Consider the following 24,119-nt stretch of genomic DNA (forward strand, 5'->3'; position numbering starts at 1 on the left):
AGCGTCGGCCGATTTTGGACACCGCTTACCTCGACCGGCCCGCTGGGCGTAGGTTTGGCGCTCATGGCCATGTTCGACCTTTCCCTCGACAAACTCCGCGAGTACCGGCCCGACGTGGCCGCGCCCGCCGACCTCGTCGACTTCTGGCGCCGCTCGATCGAGAAGGCGCGCGCCGACGACCTGTCCGCCTCGTTCACGCCGGTCGACAACAAGCTCGCCGTGATCGATACCTACGACGTCACCTACGCCGGGTTCGGCGGCTCGCCCGTGAAGGGCTGGCTGCACGTGCCGGCCGGGGCGACCGGTCCGCTGCCGACCGTGGTGCAGTACCACGGGTACTCCGGCGGCCGCGGCTTCCCGCACGCGACCACGCTCTGGGCGCAGGCCGGGTACGCGCACTTCGTGATGGACACCCGCGGGCAGGGCTACAGCCAGGGCGGGCCGGCGGGGACGCCGGACGACACGCCGTACGCCGGCCTGAACCACACGCCCGGGTTCATGACGCTGGGCATCACCGACCCGGAGACGTACTACTACCGCCGGGTGTTCATCGACGCGGTCCGGGCGCTCGACGCGGCGCGGACGTCGCCGCTGGTGGACCCGGACAAGCTGATCGTCACCGGCGGCAGCCAGGGCGGCGGCATCTCGATCGCCGCGGCCGGTCTCGCGCCGATCGCGGGCATCGAGCTGCTCGGCTGCGCGCCCGACGTACCGTTCCTGTGCCACTTCGAGCGGGCGCTGCAGATCACCGACCGGGACCCGTACGGCGAGATCACCCGGTACCTGAAGGGCTTCCGGCACGACGTCGAGGCGGTGCTCACGACGCTGAGCTACTTCGACGGCGTGAACCTCGGCCGGCTGGCCACCGCGCCGGCGCTGTTCTCGGTCGCGCTGATGGACGCCACCTGCCCGCCGTCGACGGTCTTCGCGGCCTTCAACCACTACGGGAGCGACCGGAAGGACATCGAGGTCTACCAGTACAACCAGCACGAGGGCGGCCAGACGTACCAGCAACTCGCCCAGCTCGACTGGTTCGCGGAGGTCTTCGCAAGCTGATCATCGGCGGACCGATGAGTTTCCGGTCGCGGCGTCGTTTCACGGTCAGCAGCGTCGGTCAGACTGGGACCGACCGGACCTCAGGAGGCCGAAGATGGACTGGAAGCTCGAACTACTCGTCGTCCCCGTGTCGGACGTGGACCGGGCGAAGAAGTTCTACACCGAGCAGCTCGGGTTCGCGGTGGACGTCGATCACCAGGCAGGTCCCGACTTCCGGGTGGTGCAGCTGACACCGCCCGGGTCGGCCTGCTCGATCAGCATCGGTATCGGGCTGACGACGGCGGCGCCGGGCAGTTACCAGGCCACGCACCTCGTGGTCAACGACATCGTGGCTGCGCGTGCCCAGCTGGTCGAGCACGGCGTGGACGTCAGCGAGCCGTTCCACTTCACCGCCCAGGGCAAGCAGGGCGGTCTCGACCCGAACCGGGGCAAGTACGGCACCTATCTGACGTTCGAGGACCCGGACGGCAACGGCTGGATCGTCCAGGAGGTCCCCGACGGCGCGCCCGAACCCACTCCGCCGGCATGACGACGCTCGAGGAGGCGGCGTTCGCGGGGGACGAGACCGCGTTCGCCGACCTCGCCGGGCGGTACCGGCGGGAGCTGCACGTGCACTGCTACCGGATGCTCGCGTCGTTCGACGACGCCGAGGACGCGGTGCAGGAGACCCTGCTCCGCGCCTGGCGCAGCCTGGACCAGTACGACGGGCGCGCCTACTTCCGCGCCTGGCTGTACCGGATCGCCACCAACGTCTGCCTCGACCTCACCCGGCGGCGCGGCCGGCGGACGGCGGCCGCGCCGCCGGCCTCACCGGGCGAGCCGGCGTGGCTGCAGCCGTATCCGGACCGGTTGCTCGACGAGATCGCCCCGCCGGCCGACCAACCGGACGCGGTCGTGGTCGATCGCGAGACGATCGAGCTGACGTTCCTGATCGCGCTGCAGGCGCTGCCGGCCCGGCAGCGCGCGGCCTTGATCGCGCGTGACGTCCTGGGCTGGTCGGCCGCGGACACGGCCGGGCTGCTCGACACCAGCGTTGCCGCCGCCAACAGTGCCCTGCAGCGGGCCCGGGCGACGATGCAGCAGCGGCTGCCGGCCCGGCGCGCCGACTGGAGCGCGCCGCGGCCGTCCGCCGCGGAGCGGGAGCTGCTGGCGCGGTTCATCGACGCGCACGAGCGGTGCGACGCGGAGGCCGCGATCGCGATCGCGGCGGAGGAGTTGCGAATCTCGATGCCGCCGAACCCGATGGTTTTCGACGGGCTGGCGGCGTGCCTGCCGCTCTTCGAGCGCGGCTTCGGACCGGACCGGGACGGCGACTGGCGACTGGTTCCGACATCGGCGAATCGGTTGCCGGCGGCAGCGTCGTACCTGCTCCGGCCGGGGGACACCGTGTGGCGGGCGTTCAAGCTCGACGTGCTGCGGGTCGACGGCGGCAAGATCGTCGAGATCACGACCTTCGGCTACTCCCGTTTCCCCGCCTTCGGCCTTCCCGACCACCTGACCCCCTAATGTGGGAGGCATGCTCGGACTACCCACGGGGATCCAGGCCTGTTTGTTCGACCTGGACGGTGTGCTCACCGACACCGCAGCCGTCCACGCCGCTGCCTGGAAGGAGATGTTCGACGAGTTCCTCCGCGCCTATTCGGAGCAGCACGGGATACCGTTCCACGCCTTCGACGCGCGGGCGGAGTACGACGCGTACGTCGACGGCAAGCCGCGCGCGAGCGGGGTCCGGGACTTCCTGACGGCGCGCGGCATCACGCTGCCCGAGGGGACGGCGGACGACCCGCCGGCGGCGATGACCGTGAACGGGCTCGGCAACCGGAAGAACGAGGCGGTGCAACGGCGGATCCGGACCGAGGGCGTGCACGTTTTCGAGGGCTCCCGGCGGTACCTGCAGGCCGTCGAGCGGGCGGGGCTCCGCCGGGCGGTGGTGTCGTCGAGCGCGAACACCCGCGAGGTCCTCGACGTGACCGGGCTGGCGCAGTACGTCGAGGAGATCGTCGACGGCGTGACGATCCGGACCGAGGGGCTGCGGGGCAAGCCGGCGCCGGACACGTTCCTCGCCGCGGCCGCCCGGTTCGGCGTGGACCCGTCCGCGGCGGCGGTGTTCGAGGACGCGCTCGCCGGCGTGTCCGCGGGCCGCTCGGGTCATTTCGGTCAGGTGATCGGAGTGGACCGTGTCGGTCAGGCGGCCGGACTCAGGGCTCAGGGCGCCGACGTGGTGGTGCGGGACCTGGCCGAGTTGCTGGAGGGCGAATGATCGACCGAGGCCATCATCCGATCGAGCCGTGGCGGCTGCGCGAGACCCGGCTCGCGCTGGACAAGCTGGCCCAGTCGGAGTCGCTGTTCGCGCTGTCCAACGGGCACATCGGCCTGCGCGGCAACCTCGACGAGGGCGAGCCGTACGCGATCCCCGGCACCTACCTGAACTCGTTCTACGAGCAGCGCCCGCTCCCGTACGCCGAGGCCGGCTTCGGCTACCCGGAGTCCGGGCAGACGCTGGTCGACGTCACGAACGGCAAGCTGATCCGGCTGCTCGTCGACGACTCGCCGTTCGACATCCGCTACGGCTACCTGAGCAAGCACGAGCGCTCGCTGGACTTCAGGACCGGCCTCCTCGAGCGCGACGTGGACTGGACGTCACCGGGCGGCAAGCGGATCCGGGTCCGCAGCCGCCGGCTGGTGTCGCTGACCCAGCGCGCGATCGCCGCGATCGAGTACGTCGTGGAGCCGGTCGACCAGCCCGCGCGGTTCGTGATCCAGTCGGAGCTGGTCGCCAACGAGGCGCAGCCCAAGCTGTCCGACGACCCGCGCGTGGCCGCCGTCCTGGACAATCCGTTGAAGCCGGTCAGCCACGACGGCGGCGAGCACGGGACGGTGCTGATCCACCGGACCACCCGCAGCCAGCAGTTGATGGCGGCCGCGATGTCGCACGAGGTCGACACCTCGGTCCGGTACGCGATGGACCAGGACGTCAGGGAGGACTGGGCGCGGACCACGGTGATCTGCCAGCTGCAGCCGGGCGAGAGCCTGCGCGTGGTGAAGTACCTGGCGTACGGCTGGTCGTCGCTGCGGTCGGAGACCGCGATCCGGGACCAGGTCGCGGCCGCGCTCGCGAGCGCGCGGTTCTCCGGATGGGACGGGCTGACCCAGCAGCAGGTCGATTTCCTGGACGACTTCTGGGACGGCGCCGACGTCGAGGTGCAGGGGCATCCGGAGCTGCAGCAGGCGGTGCGGTTCGCGCTGTTCCACGTCCTGCAGGCCGGGGCGCGCGCCGAGCGGCGGGCGATCCCGTCCAAGGGACTGACCGGCGCGGGGTACGACGGGCACACGTTCTGGGACACCGAGGGCTTCGTCCTGCCGGTGCTGACCTACACGATGCCGGACGCCGCCGCGGACGCGCTGCGCTGGCGGCACTCGACGCTGGAGCTGGCGAAGCAGCGGGCCGCGGAGCTCGGGTTCCGCGGCGCGGCGTTCCCGTGGCGGACGATCCGCGGCCAGGAGTGCTCCGGCTACTGGCCCGCCGGTACGGCGGCCTTCCACATCAACGCCGACATCGCCGAAGCAGTGATGCGGTACCACCGGGCCACCGGCGACGACGCCTTCCTCGACGAGGTCGGGCTGGAGCTGCTGGTCGAGACGGCGCGGCTGTGGATGTCGCTCGGGCACCACGACCGCGACGGCCGCTGGCATCTGCCCGGCGTGACCGGCCCGGACGAGTACAGCGCCGTTGCCGACGACAACGTCTTCACGAACCTGATGGCCGCGCGCAACCTGAAGGCCGCGGCGCAGATCGCGGCCAGGCTGCCGGCCCGGGCGCGGGAGTTCGGTGTCGACAGCGAGGAGGAGGCCCGCTGGCGGGACGCCGCGGCGGCTGTCTACGTGCCGTACGACGAGGCGCTCGGCGTCCACCCGCAGTCCGAGGGGTTCACCGGGTACGCCGTGTGGGACTTCGACGCGTACAAGGACAAGTACCCGCTCCTGCTGCACGCGCCGTACTTCCAGCTGTACCGCACGCAGGTGGTGAAACAGGCCGACCTGATGCTGGCGACGTACTGGTGCGGTGACGTCTTCACCACCGAGGAGAAAGCGCGGAACTTCGACTACTACGAGCGCCTCACGGTGCGGGACTCGTCGTTGTCCGCGTGCGTGCAGGCCGTGATGGCCGCCGAGGTCGGGCACCTGGACCTCGCGTACGACTACGCCTACGAGGCCGCGCTGATCGACATGCGCAACCTGCACCACAACACCGGCGACGGTCTGCACATGGCGTCGCTCGGCGGTGCGTGGAGCGCGCTGGTGGCGGGCTTCGGCGGCTTGCGGGACCAGGGCGACATGCTGTGCTTCAACCCGGCGCTGCCGATCGGACTGGCCGGGCTGAGCTTCACGGTCCGCTGGCGCGGTGTCCGGTTGAAGGTGGAGATCGAGCCGTTGTCGGTGAAGTACTCCGTGCACGACGGGCCGGACGCCTCGATGACGTTGCGGCACGCCGGCGAGGAGATCACCGTCACCCCGCAGCAGCCCGCGATCCGCACCTTGGAGAAGCGCAGGCCGCTGTTGCCGCGGCCGCCGCAGCCACCGGGCCGCGAGCCGCGGCCGGCGATGGCGATCAACGAGGGCAGCTGACGCTCAGGGACCAGCCGTCGCTCAGGGGCCGGCCGTCGTCGTGAGGAGGCGGCTGTTCGGGAGTAGGCGGGGTGCACTGCCGAGGCGGTTGACGACGGTCGCGCCCAGTTGCCCGGCGGCGCGCTTGTCGTCCAGCAGCGCCTGGTAGCCCGCGCGGCACGCGGAGCGCGGGCCGAGAATCTCGACGTACAACTCGATGTCCGGCAGGTCGGGGTTCGCCTTGAGGGTGCCCAGCGTGCCGCGGGCGCAGCGGATCAGCGTCGGGCGACTGCGGTCGGAGGAGACCTTCAGCAGCAGTTGGTCGGCGAGCGCCTTGGTCACGAAGTACTCCGCACTCGACCCGCGATCCTGCACGTAGCGGACGGTCGCCGTCTCGTTCGCGTCGTCGGTGAGCGCGCAGACCGCCCACTGCGGCGGCAGCGTGACCATCTGGGTCTTCGGGACGTACGGCGGGATCTCGGGGATCCCGGCGATGCCGCCGCTGTTGTTCACCGCGATCAGCGCGGCCCGCGACGCGCCGTCCTTCGGGTTCGCGTACGGCGCGGCGGTGAGGCGGGTGCTGAACGCCGCGTCGGGGATGACGACGACGGTCAGGCTGCCGGTGTTCTTCAGCAACAGCGACGTCCGGCTCGGATCGGTGCTCAGCGTCAACTGGACGCCGTCGGTCTCCGACTCCGCCCCCAGTTCCTCGGTCGACCTGGCGCAGTCGGTCGCGGGCTTGAGCGCCTGGGCGCGCGGTACGACGATCGACGGGGTCGGCGCCGGACCGGGCGTACCCGAACCCTCTGCAATCGAACAGCCGGTAATGACCAGCAACACCACACAGGGCATGAGCGCCCGACCACGCACCGCCACGACAACCCCCTGATCCCGAGCCCAGGTCCCCACCCGCTCGGCCTCCCTTTTCTCCACAATACTGTCCGTCCCACGACTTAGCCTCATGTCGTGACCGTTCATCACCTGACCAAGCGCGACGCCCGGCGGCTGGCGGTGCGTGCGCAGCTGCTCACCAGCGAGCGGCCGGCGGATCTGTTCGAGGTCGTCCGCGGGTTGACCGTGCTGCAGCACGACCAGACCGCGTACGTCGCGCCGAACGCGGATCTGGTGGCCTGGAGCCGGCTCGGGTCGTCGTACGACTCGTCCGAACTCGCGGACGCGCTGGCGTCGCAGCAGCTGTTCGACCTGCGCGGCTTCGTCCGCCCGCCCGAGTCGATCGCGCTCTTCCGGGCCGAGATGGCGGCCTGGCCGGGGGACGGCGAGCTGCTCGACTGGCAGGAGTACCGGCGCGACTGGGTGCTCGCCAACGAGGGGTGCCGGCTCGACATCCTCGAGCGGTTGCGGCAGGACGGGCCGCTGGTGATGCGCGAGCTGCCCGACAGCTGTGTGCGGCCGTGGCAGTCGAGTGGGTGGACCAACAACCGGAACGTGTCGCAGCTGCTCGAGTTCATGGTGCAGCGCGGTGAGGTGGCGATCGCCGGGCGCGACGGCCGGGACCGGCTCTTCGACCTCGCCTCGCGCGTCTATCCCGACGACCCGGTCGTGCCGCTCGCGGACGCGCTGCGGATCCGGGACGAGCAGCGGTTGCGGTCGATGGGCATCCTGCGGGCGAAGGGACCGGCCTGCCCGGGCGAGCCGCTCGACGCCGGTGCGGCGGGGGAGCGGGCCGTGGTCGAGGGCGTCCGCGGTGAGTGGCGGGTCGATCCGGAGCTGCTGGGACAGCCGTTCAGCGGCCGGACGGCGATCATCTCGCCGCTCGACCGGCTGGTGTACGACCGCAAGCGGCTGACCGAGATCTTCGAGTTCGACTACCAGTTGGAGATGTACAAGCCCGCGGCCAAGCGCCGCTGGGGGTACTTCGCGCTCCCGATCCTGCACAACGACCGGCTGGTCGGGAAGCTCGACGCGATGGCCGACCGCAAGGCCGGCGTCCTCCGCGTCGACGCGCTCCACGAGGACGAACCGTTCTCGAAGACGCTCGCCGCCGCGGTCCGGCGCGAGATCCGCGACCTCGCCCGCTGGCTGCGGCTGGAAATTGTCACGAGCTCTTGACCAACGGCTCTGTTCACGTAAACATTCGCGGGGTGAGAGCATCCCTCCGCAGTCTCGCCGCCGTCCTGCTGTCCCTCCTCGCCCTGTCCGCGGCGCTGTCCGCCGCGGCACCCGGCCCCGCCGCGGCCGGTCCGCCGCGGACCAGCGACTTCCGCGGGGTCAACTGGGCCGACCCGCGCGACAACTACGCCGACGACGCGGTGGTCCCGTCCGGGCTGACTACGGCGGACGACTACCGGACGACGTACCGCAAGGCGACCGGGATCGTCGGCGAGTTCCGCAAGGAGCTGAAGGCGAACACGGTCCGGCTGCCGATCAACCCGTCGAGCGTCGGGACTGCCTGGTGGCGCTCGTACCGCGGGGCGATCGACGCCGCGGTGGCCGGTGGTTTCAAGGTGATCCTCAGCTACTGGGAGGCCGACAACGCCAAGGACGGCCGCGTCGACGATCCCACGGCGTACGCCGCGATGTGGGACACCGTGGTGAAGACCTACGGGGCCAATCCGCGCGTGTACTTCGAGCCGATGAACGAGCCGTTCGGGTACACGCTCGACGAATGGGTCTCGCTGACGTCGGCGTGGATCGCCCGGCACAGCGACGTACCGCGCGGGCGGATCGTGATCTCCGGCACCGGCTACAACGACAACGTCACCGGGGTCGGCGCGGCGCCCGAGTTGGAGGGGACGCTGCTGTCGCTGCACTTCTACGGCTTCTGGGCCTCCGACGAGAACGAGGCGGCCTGGCTGGCGAACCTCCGGCCGCGGATCGGTTCGTACGGCTGGCGGACGATCATCGACGAGGCCGGTTCACCGATGACGATCGGCCTGAACTACGGCAACCACGAGGGCAACGTCTACACGTCGTACCTCGCGGCACTCACGCAGGTCGCGCGGGAACAGCAGCTGGGCGTCGTGTACTGGCCCGGCCTGCGTACCGGCGACTCGTACTCGATGACCACGCAGGTCGCACCGGCTGACCTGGAGGTCAACAGCATCAGCGGACGCGATCAGCTCTGGTGGGGCTGGGGCCTGCTCAAGGACGAGCCGACGAACACCGAGCCGCCGGCCCCGCCGGGTGAGCCGCTGCGTGGCGTGGCGAGCAACCGCTGCGTCGACGTACCGGGCTTCTCGACCAGCCCCGGTACGGCGCTCGACCTGTGGGACTGCAACAACGGCGGCAACCAGTCGTGGAACCAGACGGCGCAGAACCAACTGACGGTGTACGGCGACAAGTGCATGACCGCGGGCACTTCGGCGGTCACCATCGAAACCTGCACCGGAGCCGCCAACCAGACCTGGCAGCTCAACCCCGACGAGACCATCACAACACCCACCGGCTGCCTGACCGCCAACGGCACCGGCAACGGCGCCGCCATCATCGTTGCCCCCTGCAACGGTTCGCCCGACCAACGCTGGCTGCGTTCCTGACGGCGCGGCTAGGCCTGCAGGAGCCGGCGGACTTCGGCGGCTTCGGGGGAGTTGTAGGTCTCGAAGTGGTGCAGGGCCTGGGCTAGGTGGGTGGGGTCGGCGGTTGCTTCGCCGAGGACGCGGTGGGCTCGGGCGGTGCCGAGGAGGGAGCTGGTTTCCTGGTGGATGGCCAGTGCGCGGTGGCCGGCGTCGATCGCCGCGTCGGGGCGGTTCAGCGCCAGTTGGATCCGGGCCAGGTCGACGTACGCGTCGCCCTCGTGCAGGCGGTAACTTCCGGCCGCCAGCGCGATCGCCTCGCGGGCGCGGGACTCGGCCAGCTGCAGTGACGACTCGGAGAGCTCGACCAGCGCCAGCCCGCGGACCGCGTGCGCCCGGTACTCGCGCAGCAGGTCCGAGTCCGTCGCGGCGAGGACCTGCTCGAACGCGTCCCGGGCGGCCTTGGTGTCGCGGCGCTGCAGGTGGCAGAAGCCCAGCTCGTTCAGGCTGTGGATGCGGACCCGGAGATGGTCGAGTTCCTCGGCGCGCCGGATCGCGGCCGTGATCAGCTCGATGCCCTCGTCAACCCGGCCGGAATCGCGGTACCAGCTGCCCTGGATGTACTCGAGGACGCTGCGCCGTCCCTCGTCCTGGAGCTGCTCGACCAGCCGCTTCCCCTGCGCGAACAGCTCCTCCAAGCCGGCGACCTGACCGATGGTGATCCGGGTGTGGCACAGGTTCAGCAGCCCGGCGACCGCCAGCGACGGCGTCCGGTCCCCGGCGATCTCCAGCATCCGCTCGTACGCGCGCAGCGCGCCGTGCAGGTCGCCCCGGCCGAGGGCGATGTTCCCAAGGTGCAGGAAGGTCAGTGTCAGGCCGACCGTGTCGCCTGCCTGTTCCTGCAGGTCGCGAGCCCTGGTCAGGTACTCCGCCGCGGCCTCCAGCTCGTTGTTGCGGCTGCGGACGACGCCGGCCGAGTACAACGCGTTCCCGAGCACCACGGGATCACCGGACCGCTCACCGGCCGCGATCATGTCGGCGATCAGCTCGCCGGGCATCGAGCGGCCGCTCACGCTCCAGAGCAGGCTGACCTCACCCAGCACCAGTGCGATCGCGTCCTGGTCACCGGCCGACCGCGCGACCTCCAGCACCAGGTCGAACGCCGCCAGGAGGTCACTGGTGTAGCCGTGCCGATTCATGTCCGCGATCACGCCGACGGTCAGATGCCAGCACCAGTGCGCCGGACCGTCGTCGGCGCAGGCACGCACCGCCGCGACGATGTTGTGGAACTCGGCCTTGAGCCACTCGACTGCCGCGGCGCCGTCGCCCAGCCGCACCTTCGGCACCTCGGGCAACGGCGGCAAGGGCGCCTGCAGCCGCAGCGAGATCAGGAAGCCGGCGGCCTCCTCCTTGCCGAGGTAGTACCAGGCGCACAGCCGGTCCAGCGCGGCCGCGCGGTCGGCCGCCGACTCGGAGGCGTCCGCCTGATGCCGTGCGTAGTCCCGCACGAGGTCGTGGAAGCGGTACCGCCCAGCCGCGTGCTCCTCGAGCAGGTGCGCACCGGCCAACGTCCGTACGGCGGACCGCGCATCCGCGACCGGCACCGCACCGAGCGCGGCAAGCGCATCGGCCGTGAAGTCCAGCCCCGGAACGAGCCCTGCCAGCCGGAACAGTCGCCGTACGTCCGGCGGAAGGTGGTGGTACGACAGGTCGAACGCCGCCGCGACAGCCGACTCCTCGTCGTCGTCGAGCGCCAGCACCGACAGGCCGCGCTCCCGCAGTACGGCGAGATAGTCGGCCAGCGAGCGGTGCGGCTCGTCCGCCAACTGGGCGGCCGCGATCCGTACGGCGAGCGGCAGCCGGCCGCACGCCTCGACGAGCTCCGCGGCCTGCTGCGGCTCGGCGGCCACCCGCCCGTCGGCGAGCAGTTCGGCGAGCAGGGCGACCGCGGCGTCGGTGTCGAGCGTCCCGAGCCGGATCCGCCGGGCGCCTTCGCGGGCGATCAGGCCGGACAGGCTGTTGCGGCTGGTGACCAGCGTCAGGCAGCTGGAGGTTGCCGGGAGCAACGGCCGGACCTGGTCGGTGGTGGCCGCGTTGTCCAGCAGCACCAGCATCTTGCGGCCGGCGATCCGGGTCCGGAGCTCGGCCGTCGCGTCCGCGAGCGAGTCCGGGACGACGTCGGTGCCGAGGCCGCGCAGCAGATGACCCAGGGCCTCGCGCGGCTCGACGGCCGGGCCGGAACTGTGCCCCCGCAGGTCGAGGTACAGCTGGCCGTCGCCGTAGCGGTCGGCGACCTGGTGCGCGTGCTGCACGGCCAGGCCGGTCTTGCCGACGCCGGCCATCCCGGTCACCACGACCAGTCCGTCCATGCAGGTCGCGAGGTCGCCGAGCTCGGCCTCGCGGCCGTGAAACCCGCCCGGTGCCGGGGGCAACTGGGCGGGCCGCGGGGCACGGCTGTGGGCCGGTGCGCTCCTGGGCGCCGGGGCCAGGTCGAGCGCGGGGTCCTCGGCGCGGATGGCGTCGTACAGCTCCCTGAGCGCCCGGCCCGGCTCCGTGCGGAGCTCGCGGAGCAGACGCTGGTGCGTGGCGCGGTACGTCTGCTCGGCGCGGGACCGTCGCCCGGACCGGTACTGCGCCAGCATCAGCAGGCCGGCGAGCCGTTCACGCAGCGGGTACCGGGCGGAGAGCTCGGACAGCTCCGGCACGATCTCCGGCGCCCGCCCGGCCCGCAGTTCGGCGTCGTACAGCTCCTCGTACGCGATCATCCTTGCCTCGGACAACCGCCGGGCGTCGGCCGCGACCAGCGCCGTGTCCTCGAACCCGTCGTACGGCGCACCGCGCCAGAGCTCCAGCGCGCGCCGGAAGCCGGCCACCGCCGCGTCCAGGTCGCCCCCGGCGGCCGCGTTCCGCGCGCCGGCCTGCAGGTCGCCGAAGACGGTCGCGTCGAGCTCGTCCGGGGCGACGTCGAGCTGGTACCCGCCGGGCACCGCGCGAAGGCGCCCGGCGCGGTCGAGCGCGGCCCGCAGGCGGTGGACATGCACCTGGAGACTGTTCGCCGGCCGCTGCGGCGCGTCGTCGTCCCAGAGCGCGTCGACGAGCACGTCGACCGCCACCGGCCGGTTCGCCCGGACCAGCAGGATCGCCAGCAACCGCCGCCGGAAGGCGGAGATCGGCTCGACGACCCGCCCGTCGACGACCACCCGAACGGTCCCCAGCACCTCGAAGCGCACGCGCCCTCCTGAAGTCGAGCCCTCATCATTCCCGATGAAGGGGGCTCGGCCGCAGGAAAGCCCACCCAGTAGGACAAGCGCTTCCCGGGCTACCGGACGACGACGGTCGCGTGGTATCCGGCGTCGCGGATCGACGGCCGGGTGCGCAGGAACGCGAGCCGGCCGTCGTGCCACTCGGCCTCGTCGGGGTTCTGCGTGAGATCGCGCCGGGGCGCCGACTTCGCGGCCGGAAGCGTCGCGACGGCGCTCAGTGCGCCGGTCGCCGGGTCGGCGCGGACCAGCGCTCCGGGAGTCTCGAGCGTCGGCAGCAGGTAGGCCAGCGGGCGGCCCTCGGCGTCCAGGCCGAGCGGCGGGGTCAGGCGGTGCTTCGTGCTCCACTGCCCGCGCCACAGTTCCCTGGTCGACAGGACGTCGTACGCCGCGATGCCTGACCGCTCGCTGACGTACAGGGTCTTTCCGGACAGGACGTGCTGCGTGCACTCGTAGAGGCCGTCGCCGCCGGACGGCTCGCACGGGTCCGCGGGGCCGGTGGAGTTCAGCCGGAGGACGACCTGGTGCTTGCCGGTCCGCTGGTCGACCCGCCACACCTCCTTCCCGGCGTCGCTGAAGACGCGGACCAGCAGCGGGTCGACCGACAGCACGCCGACCAGCAACGCCTTGTTGCCGCGCTCGTCGGGGAGGTTCCACGTCCACAGGGTCTTCCCGGCGGCGGTGAACGCCTGGAGATGCCGTTGCTCGTCGCCCGCGGGGGAGCAGTTGCGGTAGGCGAGTCCGGTCTGGCCGACGGTGGCGACGTGCGTGGTGAAGCACTGGCCGGTCCGCCGCTCGGCGCGCGGGAGCGGTTTGGACAGGACCGCTCCGGTGGCGAGGTTGAGGACGAGTTCGCCGTGGTCGGTCGGGACGTGCACCCGCTCACCGAGTACGACCGGGCGGTGGTCGTAGCGCGGGAAGTCCGAGACCAGCTTGTTCCTTCCGGACAGCAGCGATGTGAGGTCCTTTGTCCAGACCCTGCGGCCGGTGCGGAGGTCCACGATCGTGAGCTGCCGGCAGCCGCTGATCCGGGTGCCTTGGAGGAGTGCGACGTAGCCCTTGGCGGATTGCTGCCGGGAGGCGTTGCAGTAGTGGGTGTCCGGGACGTCGACGGCGTACGCCTTGTTGCCGTTCGCGAGGTCGTAGGCGACGAGCTGCTTCGGCATCTGCCGGACCAGGTACTTGTCGGTCCACCAGCGCGCGGAGAGTTGCTCGAGGCCGCCCTCCGTCGGCCGGTACGTCGACGGGAACGAGTCGCGGACGACGTACGTCAGTTCACGGTCGGCCTCGATCCCCGGGCCGCCGCCGAAGAGCTGGTCGCGGAACACGAACGCCGCGCCGCCGGCGCCCGCGACCAGGAGGACCGCGAGGCCGATCACCAGCGCGATCACGCCACCGTTCTTCCGCGGCGGCCGCGGAGCAGACGGGTACGGCGGTTGGTACGGAGGCTGCGGCTGGTACGGCGCCTGGTACTGCGGCTGGTACTGGTACGGCTGCGGCGGGTAGGGCGGGTGCTGGGGGTGCTGGTGCTGCGGCGGCTGGTGAGGGGAGGACACGCGCTGACGGTAGGCGGGTCGGCGGCGCGGCTGAAACCGCCGGAAAGCGGATGGAAAGCGGACGGAAAGCGCTCCGCGGTGCGGGCCCGCGCAGATGAGAGATCTGTAATGTTCGGCTCATGCGGCTCTTCGGGAGGCAGCGCAGCCTGTGAGTATGCGATCCCCACGCCTGATCTTCGCGGTCGTCGCCGGGCTCCTGGTGCTGACCGGCGCCCTGCTGCCGCGATACCTGGCCGACCGCAGCCGCCCCGACCTCGGCACCACCGTCACGGTCCCGGCCTCCACCTCGACCCCCCCGACACCCCCACCGAGCACCCCGCCGACGACCCGGCCACCCACCCCTTCACTTACCCCGCCACCGCCCCAGACGACGAGAAGCCCAGGCGCCGCGCCCGTCTCCCCGGGAGCCGCCCGCTCCGCGGGCCAGGACGACGATGACGACGACCAGGACGACGATGGCTGACAGCACCACCGAGGCACCCGACGGGGTGGCCGGTGGGCGGCTGGTGGTCAGCGCCCGGGTGCGGATCATCGGCTGGATGGTGGGGGTGCTGGCGCTCGCTCTGGTGGCGCTGGTGTTCCTGACCTGGGAGGTGCTGTCGGCCCGGGCGGACGCGGCCGCGGACAAGGAGCTGACGCACGAGGGCAACAAGTTCCGGGCGTTCGCGGCGTCGCCGGCCGCGGCGCAGTTCACCCGGCCGGAGGATCTGCTGGACCGCTGGTTGCAGAGCAACCTGCCGGACGACTCCGAGGCGCTGTTCACGATCGTCGACGGGCGCGAGTTCCACCGGAGCCAGGGCACACCGCCGGCCCGCCTCGACACCGACCCCGCCTTCGTGAAGCAGCTCGCGGGCGCCACCGAACCGTCGTACGGCTGGGTCGACAGCACCGCGGGCAAGGTCCGGTACGGCGTGATTCCGGTGCGGATCGGTGCGCAGCCGGTGCGCGCCCAGCTCGTCGTCCTGGAGTTCCGCGACGTGATCGCCAAGCCCTCGATCGACGCGGCGAAGGCGCTCGTGGTGATCGCCGCGATCACGCTGGTCCTCGCCGCGGGTGCCTGCTGGCTCGTCACCGGCCGGGTGCTCGCGCCGATCCGCCAGCTGCGCGCGACCGCCGAGCGGATCGGCGAGACCGACCTGAGCCGCCGGATCGAGGTCGTCGGCAACGACGACGTCGCGCAGCTCGCCGGCACCTTCAACACCATGCTGGACCGCCTGGAGGAGGCGTTCGAGGCGCAGCGCGAGTTCGTCGACAACGCCGGCCACGAGCTGCGGACGCCGATCACCGTGATCCGCGGTCACCTCGAACTGATGGGCGACGACCCGGCCGAGCGCGCGGAGACGAAGGCGCTGGTCCTCGACGAGCTGGTCCGGATGAACCGGATGGTCGACGACCTGCTGGTGCTCGCGAAGAGCGAGCGGCCGGACTTCCTCCAGCTCGACGAGGTCGACTTCACCGAGCTCGTCGTCGAGGTGGTCGCGAAGGCGCGGCCACTCGGCGACCGGAGGTGGCGGGTCCACACGACGGCCGACGCGAAGTACGTCGCCGATGGCCAGCGGCTCACGCAGGCGCTGATGCAGTTGGTCTCCAACGCCGTCCGGCACACGAAAGCCGGCGACCGGATCGAGGTCGGCGCGCACCTGGACGCCGACGGCAGTGCGCTGCTCTGGGTCGCCGACTCCGGTCCGGGTGTCGCGCCCGACGACCGCGATCGCATCTTCGACCGCTTTGCCCGCGGCAACGACCAGCGCCGTACCGACGGCGCCGGTCTCGGACTCGCGATCGTGCGCTCGATCATGCGGGCACACGGCGGTGACGTCCGGCTCGCGGCCGGCCCGGGCGCCCGCTTCGAACTGACCCTGCCGCCCGTGGAGGTGCCGCACCGATGAACCGCATCCTGATCGCCGAGGACGAGGACCGGATCGCGTCGTTCGTCGAGCGCGGCCTGCGCAGCAACGGCTTCGTCACGACGGTTGTCGGCGACGGGCAGACGGCGTACCAGGAAGGGGCCACCGGCAACTACGACCTGCTGATCCTGGACATCGGCCTGCCGCGGCTCGACGGCTTCACCGTCCTGCGCCGGCTCCGGGAAGCGCGGGTGACGATGCCGGTGGTGATCCTGACCGCGCGCGACAGTGTCCGGGACACGGTCGCGGGCCTGGAGGGCGGCGCCGACGACTACATCGCGAAGCCGTTCGCCTTCGAGGAACTGCTCGCCCGGGTGCGCCTGCGGCTGCGCGCCGAGAGTACGCCGGACACCGGCATCCTGCAGGTCGGCAGCCTGAGCCTCGACCTGCGCACCCGCCGGGCGTTCGTCGGCGACCGCAGTGTGGAGCTCACGGCGCGGGAGTTCCTGCTCACCGAGGTGTTCTGCCGGCACCCCGACCAGGTGCTGTCCCGCGAGCAGTTGCTCTCCCAGGTCTGGGGTTTCGACTTCGACCCCGGGTCGAACGTCGTCGACGTCTACGTCCGGTACCTGCGCCGCAAGCTCGGCGCGGACCGGATCCAGACGGTGCGCGGGATGGGGTACCGCCTGGTTCCGTGAGAGGTCTCTCATCGACGCCTCAGAACGCTCTCACTCCCGGACGAAAGAGTGGTCTCGTCATCAAGCCACTGGGAGGAATCCATGTCCGGTCTGGCCTCGGCGATCCCCGCCGACCTGCTCGCTGTCGCGCTACTTGCCTACGGCACCTACTTCCGCCGCTACCACCGCCGCGACCTGCTGCTCGCGTACGTCGCGCTGAACACCGGGGTGCTCGCGGTGACCGCGATGCTGGCCGGCAGCGGCGCCGGGATCGGGCTCGGGCTGGGGCTGTTCGGCATCCTGTCGATCATCCGCCTCCGGTCCGACTCGATCACCCAGGAGGAGGTCGCCTATTACTTCATCGCGCTGGCGATGGGCCTGGTCAGCGGCCTGCACCCGGGTCCCTTCTGGCTCGCGCCCGCGCTGTGCTTCCTGCTGGTCGGCGTCATGTACGTCGTCGACCACCCGCGCCTCACCAGCCGCTCGCACCGGCAGAAGGTCGTGCTCGACCAGGCGTACCCGGACGTCCGCGACGTCCGTCCCGCGCTGGAGCGCCTGCTGCAGGCCGACATCCGGTACTTCGTCGTCCTCGACCTGGACCTGGTCACCGACACGACCGTCGTCGACGTGCGCTACCGGACGCGGGCGCAGTACCGCCCCGCGGTCGACGCCGCGCACCGGTTCGAGCGGTTCGCGTCGTGAACCGGCGTACCCAGGCGGCCGTGATCGGGGCGCTGTCCCAGGTGCCGCCGATCGCGCTCGCCGACGTCCTCAGCGAGGCCGCGCTGCAGGTGCGGGTGGACCGCAAGTACCTGGTGCCGATCGGCGCGTTCGTCGAGCTGGTGACCCGGCTGCGCGACCGGTTCGCCGTCCTCGAGATCGACGGCCGGCGGATGTTCCGGTACGAGTCGGTGTACTTCGACACGCCGTCGTACGGGCTGTACCGGCAGCACGTCCAGCGGCGACGGCACCGGTACAAGGTGCGCACCCGGTCGTACCTCGACAGCGGGGAGTGCAGCTTCGAGGTGAAGCTCAAGGGCAACCGGTCCGAGACGATCAAGGCGCGGCTGCCCTACCCGGTCGCGGACCGGGGCCGGCTGACCGGGGAGGCGCAGGCGTTCCTGGCCGAGCAACTGCGGTCCGCTTACGGCGTCGGTACCGACCAGATCCTGGAGCCGGCGCTCGTCACGACGTACCGGCGCAGCACGCTCACCGATCCGGTGGCGCACGAGCGGCTGACCTGCGACGTGGGTCTGCGGTTCTTCGACGCGACGGCCGCGGTCGACGTGCTGCCGGACACCGTCCTGGTCGAGAGCAAGACCGCCGGGCGGGCGGGCACGGCGGACCGCGTCCTGCGCGACCTTCAGGTGCGGCCGGTGCAGGTGAGCAAGTACTGCGTCGCGGCCGCCCTGCTGAAGCCCGGTCTGCGGTCGAACCCGTGGCACCGGACGGTGCGCAGGTTCACCGCGGGACCTTACTGAGTCCCGGCGTGGATGATGTGCGCGTCCGGCCCGGGGAAGAACAGTGACTCGGTGCCGGTGTCGTTCCAGTGCACGAGGTACGGCGGTGCGCCGCCCGGATCGTGCACCTCGACGATCTGTCCCTCGCGCCGGTGCGCCATCACGTGACTGCTCTCGACGACGACCTGGTCGCCCGCTGCTGCTTTCACCACATCCACCTCCTTCACCTCCCAGCTTCGTACGGAGAAGCCGTCGGCACCACCCCTCAGTGGATGTCGGCGGCCAACCGGGCGGCGAGTCCGGCGAAGATGGCGGCGGTGATCCGCTCGAGGCGGCGGCGGACGCGGCTGCCGGTGCGGAGCAGGCGCTCGGTGAGGGTGCCGGCGAGCAGCGCGGCGCCGGCGTCGACCGGGAAACCGACCATGATGAACACCGCGCCCAGGACCAGGAACTGCAGCGTCACGGGCCAGCTGCCGCTCCCGGTGGTGACGAACTGCGGGACGAAGGCCAGGTAGAACAGGATGACCTTCGGATTCGCCAGGTTCGTGAGCGTCGCCAGCACGTACGTCCGGCGCAGCGTCCGCCGCGGAAGCTGCGGCGTGTCCTCGGTGGTGAGCTCCTGCCCGCTCGCCCGCCAGGTGAGGTACGCGAGGTAAAGCAGGAACGCGGCACCGGCGATCCGGACGCCGTTCAGCACCTGCGGCGCGGCCTGGATCAACGCGCCCAGCCCCAGCGCCGCCGCCACGCTGTGCACGGCGAGTCCGGTCGACATCCCGGCCGCCGCGACGACGCCGGTACGACGTCCGCCCGCGGCCGCGTTCGCCACGATGAACAGCATGTCCGGCCCCGGCACAATGCTGACCAGGAAGACCGCGACCAGGAATCCGAGCATCACCGACAGGTCCATGCCTTCCATCCTGACCCACGGTCCACTCCGGCCGGCCGGGATTTCCGGTCCGTGGTCAGGTCGCATCGCCGAGCGGCCCGGACCTGCTAGCGTTTGTCGAAGCGCTTCGACAATCCCGCGAGAGGCTGGCCACGATGAAGTTCACCGACGGTTTCTGGCAGCTCCGGGAGGGGCTCACCCGGCTGCGGCCGGCCGAGGTCGAGAGCGTGACGGCGGGGGAGCGGGAGCTCACCGTGTTCGCGCCCGCCAAGCGCCTCGACCGGCGCGGCGACACGCTCAACCAGCCGATGTTCACCGTGACGTTCTGCTCGCCGGCGCGCGAGGTGATCGGGGTCCGGATCGCGCACCACCTGGGCGGACTGCCGGCGCGGCCGTCGTACCGGCTGAACTCGCGGGACGACCATCCGGTGAAGGTCGAGGTCGGCGCCACCGAGGCGCGGTTGACCTCGGGCGAGCTGAGTGTGGTGATCGCCCTCGACGGGCCGTGGGACGTCCGGTTCGAGCAGGACGGCCGGCCGCTGACGAACTCCGGTGCGCGCAGCGTCGGCCTGATCACCGACTCGGACGGCAAGCAGTACCTGCATGAGCAGCTGGCGCTCGGCGTCGGCGAGACCATCTACGGTCTCGGTGAACGCTTCGGCGCGTTCGTGAAGAACGGACAGGTCGTCGACAGCTGGAACGCCGACGGCGGCACGTCGAGCGAGCAGGCGTACAAGAACGTGCCGTTCTTCCTGAGCAGCAAGGGGTACGGCGTCCTTGTCGACAGCCCCGCCCGCGTCTCGTTCGAGGTCGGCTCGGAGGTGACGTCCCGCAACCAGTTCAGCGTGGAAGGCGAGGAGCTCGGGTACTACGTGTTCGCCGGCCCGTCGCCCAAGGACGTACTGCGTCGCTACACGGAGCTGACCGGGCGGCCCGCGCGGGTGCCCGCCTGGTCGATGGGGCTGTGGTTGTCCACCTCGTTCACGACCGACTACACCGAGGAGACGACGAGCGAGTTCGTCGACGGGATGGCCGCCCGCGACCTGCCGTTGAGCGTGTTCCACTTCGACTGCTTCTGGATGCGGCAGTTCCACTGGTGCGACTTCGTCTGGGATCCGGTCGCGTTCCCGGACCCGGCCGGGATGGTCCGCCGCCTGAAGGAACGCGGGTTGCGGGTCAGCCTGTGGATCAACCCGTACATCGCGCAGCGCTCGGTGCTGTTCGAGGAGGGCCGGCGGCTCGGGTACCTGCTGAAGCGTCCGGACGGCTCGGTGTGGCAGTGGGACATGTGGCAGGCCGGCATGGCCATCGTCGACTTCACCAACCCGGACGCGACAGCCTGGTTCCGTTCGAAACTGCAGGCGCTGATCGACCTCGGGATCGACTGCTTCAAGACCGACTTCGGCGAGCGCATCCCGACGGACGTGGCCTGGTACGACAGTTCCGACCCGGAGCGGATGCACAACTACTACGCGCAGCTCTACAACGCCGCCGTCTTCGGGCTGCTGGAGGAGAACCGCGGCGCGGGCGAGGCGGTGCTGTTCGCCCGGTCCGCGACAGCCGGTGGCCAGCAGTTCCCGGTGCACTGGGGCGGCGACTGCGAGTCGACGTTCGAGGCGATGGCGGAGTCGCTGCGCGGCGGGTTGTCGCTGGCCGCGTCCGGGTTCGGGTACTGGAGCCACGACATCGGCGGGTTCGAGGGCACGCCGGATCCGGCGATCTTCAAGCGGTGGGTGGCGTTCGGGCTGCTGTCGTCGCACTCCCGGCTGCACGGTTCGTCGTCGTACCGGGTGCCGTGGGCGTTCGACGACGAGGCGGTCGACGTACTGCGGAAGTTCACCAAGCTGAAGCTGTCGTTGATGCCGTACCTGGTCGCGGCCGCGGGCGAAGCGCACCGCGACGGGGTGCCGATGATGCGGCCGATGGTGCTGGAGTTCCCGGACGATCCGGCGGTCGCGTACCTGGACCGGCAGTACATGCTCGGTTCCGATCTGCTCGTCGCGCCGGTGATGAGCTTCGACGGCGAGGTCGCGTTCTACCTGCCCGCGGGCCGGTGGACCTCGCTGCTGACCGGCGAGGTGCTGGCAGGTCCGGCGTGGGTGCGGCAGACGCACGGCTTCGACAGCCTGCCGTTGTTCGTGCGCGAAGGCGCGGTGCTCCCGGTCGGCGCGGTCGACGACCGTCCGGAGTACGACTGGGCGGACGGGGTGGAGCTGCGGTGGTTCCAGCCGTCGGACGGCCAGAGCGCCACGGTCTCGCTGCCGGACGCGGACGGGGGAGTGGCGGCGGTGATCCGGCTCGCGTATCGCGCCAGAGAGATCGAGTCGCGCGTGGTCGAGGGTGTCTGCGAGCGCTACACGGTGCGGGTGATCGCATGAGTCTCTGGTACGGCGGTGACTACAACCCCGAGCAGTGGGACCCGGTCGTCTGGAAGGACGACGTCGAGCTGATGCGGCGGGCCGGGGTGAACCTGGTGACCGTCGGGGTCTTCTCGTGGTCGAGCCTCGAACCGTCGCCGGGCGAGTACCGCTTCGGCTGGCTCGACCGGGTGCTGGACCTGCTGCACGGCGGCGGGATCAGCGTGGACCTGGCCACGCCGACCGCGTCGCCGCCGCCGTGGTTCAGCCGGCTCCATCCCGAGGCGCTGCCCGTGACCGCGGACGGCCTACGGCTCACGCACGGCAGCCGGGACACGTACTGTGCCTGCGCACCGGCGTACCGCACCGCCGCCCGCGGGATCGCGCGGCAGCTGGCCGAGCAGTACCACGACCACCCGGCGCTGGCGATGTGGCACGTGCACAACGAGTACGGGACCACCTGCTACTGCGACCTGGCGGCGGCCCGGTTTCGCGACTGGCTGCGCGAGCGTTACGGCTCGCTCGACCGGCTGAACGAGGCGTGGACGACGGCCTTCTGGAGTCAGGGGTACGCCGACTGGGCGGACGTCGAGCCGCCGCGGAAAACGCAGTACCTGGTGAATCCGACGCACTGCCTGGACTATCGCCGGTTCTGGTCCGACGAACTGCTGGCCGCGTTCCGGGAGCAGAAGGCGGAGATCAACGCCGTGTCCGAGCTGCCGGTGACGACGAACTTCGTGTTCGGCGGCTGGGTGCCGGTGAACCACGCGCAGTGGGCCGCCGAGGTCGATGTCGTTGCCATCGACCACTACCCGGACCAGGCCGGGATCGGCGCCGAGGAGCAGACCGCGTTCGGCGCTGACCTGGCCCGCGGCTGGGCAGGCGGGAAGCCGTGGTTGTTGATGGAGCATGCGGCGGGCAGCCTGAACGACGGCCGGCGATGGCACACGAAGGAGCCGGGCCGGATGGCGCGGCACAGCCTGTCGCACGTCGCCCGCGGTTCCCGGGGCGCGCTGTTCTTCCAGTGGCGGGCGTCGCGCGGCGGCGCGGAGATGTACCACTCGGCGATGGTCCCGCACGCGGGTCCGGACAGCCGGCGGTTCACGGAGATCGAGGAGCTGGGGTCGGTGCTGCCGCGACTCGCGGAGGTTGCCGAGAGCAACGTCGTCGCCGAGGTCGCGGTGCTGTGGGACGTCGAGTGCTGGTGGGCGATGCAGGGCACGCACCTGCCGTCGTCGTCGCTGGACTACCTGGCGGCCGTGCGGTCCGCGCATCGGCACTTCTGGCGGGCCGGACTGACGGCCGATTTCGCGGCGCCGGACGCCGACCTGTCGTCATACCGGCTCGTCGTGGTCCCGTCGCTCTACCTGATCTCCGACGAAGCCGCCGCGAACTTGCGTGCTTATGTGGAGGCCGGCGGGCAGCTGGTGGTCGGCTACTTCAGCGGGATCGTGGACCCGGACCTGCGGGTGCGGCTCGGTGGCTATCCCGGGGCATTCACGGAGTTGCTCGGCGTCCGGGTGGAGGAGTTCCACCCGCTGCCTGAGGACGGCACGGTCGCACTGGCGTCGGGCGGGCATGGGCGGCTCTGGAGCGAACACGTGCACGCGATCTCGGCCGAGGTCGTCGACCGGTACGCCGATGGTGTGCTGGATGGCCTGCCCGCGATCACGCGGCACGAGGTAGGCGCCGGTACGGCGTGGTACGTGTCGACGGAGGTGGACGACGAGACCGCGGCGAGGCTGCTCGGGTTGTCGCCGTCGCCGTTGGAGACCGTGCATCGGCGTCGTGGCGACACCACTTGGACCTTCCTGATCAATCACGGGGAGCAGGAAGCTGTCGCGCCGGCCGCGGGTGTGGAGCTGGTGACCGGGGAGCAGGTCGACGGCGCGGTGACCGTGCCAGGCGGCGGCTACGCGGTGCTGCGGTCGACGTGAGGTGCGCTGCTGCCGCGCGCGGTGAGCTCCGGCGGCACCAGCGTCAAGTCCTGTACGACGCCTCCGGAGAGCTTGGTGATCAGCGACTCGACCGCCTGCTCGCCGATCTGCTCCGCGGGGATCGTGACCGACGACAGGTGTGGGAGCTGGCGCTCGGCAACGTCGTCGGCACAGATCGCCACCAGTGACATGTCCTCGGGCACCCGGCGGCCGAGGCGGCGGAGGACGTCGAGGAGCGGGCCGATGATCGGCTCGTTCTGTACGACGAGGCCGGTGAGGTCCGGGTGGTCGTGCAGCAACTGCTCGACGGTCTGCAGGATCGCGTCGAAGGTGTGCTCGCAGGGGGTCTCGACGCCGAGGACGCCGCGGCGGGCGGCGGCCTCGGTGAAGCCGGTGAGCGTCCGCTGCGCGAAGCCGGTCTGGCGCTCGTAGACCGCGGACGGCGTACCGAGCAGGGCGAGCGAGCGGTGGCCGAGGTCGGCCAGGTGGTCGACGCAGAGGGCGCCGGCGGCGGCGAAGTCGAGGTCGATACAGGTCAGTCCGTCGGCGTCGTCGGGGTAGCCGATCAGCACCGACGGCATCGGCAGCTCGCGCAGCACCGGCACCCGCTCGTCGTGGAGCTCGATGTCCATGACCAGGAGCGCGTCGACCAGCGCGCTCTGGGTGACGCGCTCGAGGCCGTCGGGTCCTTCGTCGGCGGTGAGCAGCAGGACGTCGTGGTCGAAGCGGCGGGCGGTGGTGACGATCGCGGTGGCGAACTGCATCATCACCGGGACGTGCATCCCGGTACGCAGTGGGATGACGAGCGCGATCACGTTCGAGCGCTGGCTGGCGAGGGCGCGGGCGCTCGCGTTCGGCCGGTAGCCGAGCGCGCGGACACTGCGCTGGACCCGCTCGCGCGTGTCCGGTGAGATCGACCGCTTGCCGCTCAGCACGTAGGACACCGTGCTGGCCGCGACGCCGGCGTGCCGCGCGACGTCGGCGATCGTGACCATCAGGCACCCC

The 24,119-nt window shown here is 71.2% G+C and carries 20 protein-coding genes; 14 read left to right on the forward strand and 6 right to left on the reverse strand.

Annotation, left to right across the window (positions count from 1 at the left end; translation table 11 throughout):
• Nucleotides 1-63 precede the first annotated feature (63 nt).
• The 5 genes from ABN611_RS27600 (at nucleotide 64) to ABN611_RS27620 (ending at nucleotide 5,682) form a co-directional block, all read left to right on the forward strand.
• Nucleotides 64-1,056, forward strand: coding sequence for an alpha/beta fold hydrolase (locus ABN611_RS27600; RefSeq protein ID WP_350275156.1), 993 nt, complete (start codon nucleotides 64-66; stop codon nucleotides 1,054-1,056).
• 94 nt (nucleotides 1,057-1,150) lie between these two features.
• The gene (locus ABN611_RS27605) at nucleotides 1,151-1,585 is read left to right on the forward strand and encodes a VOC family protein (RefSeq protein ID WP_350275157.1); all 435 of its coding nucleotides are present in this window, start codon (nucleotides 1,151-1,153) and stop codon (nucleotides 1,583-1,585) included.
• A complete protein-coding gene (locus tag ABN611_RS27610) occupies nucleotides 1,582-2,562 on the forward strand; it encodes an RNA polymerase subunit sigma-70 (protein ID WP_350275158.1) in 981 nt (326 codons plus the stop codon). The genes ABN611_RS27605 and ABN611_RS27610 overlap by 4 nt, the downstream gene beginning before the upstream one ends.
• A gap of 10 nt (nucleotides 2,563-2,572) precedes the next feature.
• A complete protein-coding gene (locus ABN611_RS27615) occupies nucleotides 2,573-3,316 on the forward strand; it encodes a beta-phosphoglucomutase family hydrolase (protein WP_350275159.1) in 744 nt (247 codons plus the stop codon).
• Nucleotides 3,313-5,682, forward strand: coding sequence for a glycoside hydrolase family 65 protein (locus ABN611_RS27620; RefSeq protein WP_350275160.1), 2,370 nt, complete (start codon nucleotides 3,313-3,315; stop codon nucleotides 5,680-5,682). The genes ABN611_RS27615 and ABN611_RS27620 overlap by 4 nt, the downstream gene beginning before the upstream one ends.
• A gap of 21 nt (nucleotides 5,683-5,703) precedes the next feature.
• Here ABN611_RS27620 and ABN611_RS27625 read toward each other — a convergent pair whose 3' ends face one another.
• Nucleotides 5,704-6,537, reverse strand: coding sequence for a hypothetical protein (locus ABN611_RS27625; RefSeq protein WP_350275161.1), 834 nt, complete (start codon nucleotides 6,535-6,537; stop codon nucleotides 5,704-5,706).
• Nucleotides 6,538-6,627: 90 nt separating this feature from the next.
• On the opposite strand from ABN611_RS27625, the gene ABN611_RS27630 reads away from it, so the two are divergent.
• Together ABN611_RS27630 and ABN611_RS27635 are read left to right on the forward strand one after the other, a co-directional pair.
• Nucleotides 6,628-7,731, forward strand: coding sequence for a crosslink repair DNA glycosylase YcaQ family protein (locus ABN611_RS27630; protein WP_350275162.1), 1,104 nt, complete (start codon nucleotides 6,628-6,630; stop codon nucleotides 7,729-7,731).
• A 32-nt stretch (nucleotides 7,732-7,763) separates the two neighbouring features.
• The gene (locus ABN611_RS27635; protein WP_350275163.1) at nucleotides 7,764-9,158 is read left to right on the forward strand and encodes a ricin-type beta-trefoil lectin domain protein; all 1,395 of its coding nucleotides are present in this window, start codon (nucleotides 7,764-7,766) and stop codon (nucleotides 9,156-9,158) included.
• 8 nt (nucleotides 9,159-9,166) lie between these two features.
• On the opposite strand, the gene ABN611_RS27640 is transcribed toward ABN611_RS27635, so the two are convergent.
• Nucleotides 9,167-12,364, reverse strand: coding sequence for a BTAD domain-containing putative transcriptional regulator (locus ABN611_RS27640; protein ID WP_350275164.1), 3,198 nt, complete (start codon nucleotides 12,362-12,364; stop codon nucleotides 9,167-9,169).
• An 89-nt stretch (nucleotides 12,365-12,453) separates the two neighbouring features.
• Nucleotides 12,454-13,950, reverse strand: a complete 1,497-nt coding sequence (locus ABN611_RS27645; protein WP_350275165.1) for a hypothetical protein — start codon at nucleotides 13,948-13,950, stop codon at nucleotides 12,454-12,456.
• 154 nt (nucleotides 13,951-14,104) lie between these two features.
• On the opposite strand from ABN611_RS27645, the gene ABN611_RS27650 reads away from it, so the two are divergent.
• From ABN611_RS27650 to ABN611_RS27670, 5 genes are all read left to right on the forward strand, one after another.
• Complete coding sequence (locus ABN611_RS27650; RefSeq protein WP_350275166.1) at nucleotides 14,105-14,413, forward strand: hypothetical protein; 309 nt, start codon at nucleotides 14,105-14,107, stop codon at nucleotides 14,411-14,413.
• Nucleotides 14,385-15,839, forward strand: a complete 1,455-nt coding sequence (locus tag ABN611_RS27655) for a HAMP domain-containing sensor histidine kinase (protein ID WP_350275167.1) — start codon at nucleotides 14,385-14,387, stop codon at nucleotides 15,837-15,839. The genes ABN611_RS27650 and ABN611_RS27655 overlap by 29 nt, the downstream gene beginning before the upstream one ends.
• Nucleotides 15,836-16,495, forward strand: a complete 660-nt coding sequence (locus ABN611_RS27660) for a response regulator transcription factor (protein WP_350275168.1) — start codon at nucleotides 15,836-15,838, stop codon at nucleotides 16,493-16,495. Before ABN611_RS27655 ends, ABN611_RS27660 begins: the two co-directional genes overlap by 4 nt.
• An 81-nt stretch (nucleotides 16,496-16,576) precedes the next feature.
• A complete protein-coding gene (locus tag ABN611_RS27665; RefSeq protein WP_350275169.1) occupies nucleotides 16,577-17,176 on the forward strand; it encodes a DUF4956 domain-containing protein in 600 nt (199 codons plus the stop codon).
• Nucleotides 17,173-17,955: a polyphosphate polymerase domain-containing protein gene (locus ABN611_RS27670; protein WP_350275170.1), complete on the forward strand. Its 783-nt coding sequence runs from the start codon at nucleotides 17,173-17,175 to the stop codon at nucleotides 17,953-17,955. The genes ABN611_RS27665 and ABN611_RS27670 overlap by 4 nt, the downstream gene beginning before the upstream one ends.
• On the opposite strand, the gene ABN611_RS27675 is transcribed toward ABN611_RS27670, so the two are convergent.
• Together ABN611_RS27675 and ABN611_RS27680 are read right to left on the reverse strand one after the other, a co-directional pair.
• Nucleotides 17,949-18,143: a DUF1918 domain-containing protein gene (locus ABN611_RS27675; RefSeq protein ID WP_350275171.1), complete on the reverse strand. Its 195-nt coding sequence runs from the start codon at nucleotides 18,141-18,143 to the stop codon at nucleotides 17,949-17,951. The genes ABN611_RS27670 and ABN611_RS27675 overlap by 7 nt on opposite strands.
• Before the next feature lie 56 nt (nucleotides 18,144-18,199).
• Nucleotides 18,200-18,841 carry a LysE family translocator gene (locus ABN611_RS27680; protein ID WP_350275172.1) on the reverse strand — a complete coding sequence of 214 codons (642 nt, stop codon included), beginning with the start codon at nucleotides 18,839-18,841 and terminating at the stop codon, nucleotides 18,200-18,202.
• 134 nt (nucleotides 18,842-18,975) lie between these two features.
• Here ABN611_RS27680 and yicI point away from each other — a divergent pair, with 134 nt between their 5' ends.
• Together yicI and ABN611_RS27690 are read left to right on the forward strand one after the other, a co-directional pair.
• Entirely contained in the window at nucleotides 18,976-21,198 is a 2,223-nt protein-coding gene (yicI, locus tag ABN611_RS27685) for an alpha-xylosidase (RefSeq protein WP_350275173.1), read from the forward strand.
• A complete protein-coding gene (locus tag ABN611_RS27690) occupies nucleotides 21,195-23,114 on the forward strand; it encodes a beta-galactosidase (protein ID WP_350275174.1) in 1,920 nt (639 codons plus the stop codon). The genes yicI and ABN611_RS27690 overlap by 4 nt, the downstream gene beginning before the upstream one ends.
• Here ABN611_RS27690 and ABN611_RS27695 read toward each other — a convergent pair.
• Entirely contained in the window at nucleotides 23,090-24,109 is a 1,020-nt protein-coding gene (locus ABN611_RS27695) for a LacI family DNA-binding transcriptional regulator (protein WP_350275175.1), read from the reverse strand. The two genes, ABN611_RS27690 and ABN611_RS27695, sit on opposite strands and share 25 nt — an antisense overlap.
• Nucleotides 24,110-24,119: the final 10 nt, after the last annotated feature.

This window comes from Kribbella sp. HUAS MG21 (assembly GCF_040254265.1).
Classification (GTDB): domain Bacteria; phylum Actinomycetota; class Actinomycetes; order Propionibacteriales; family Kribbellaceae; genus Kribbella.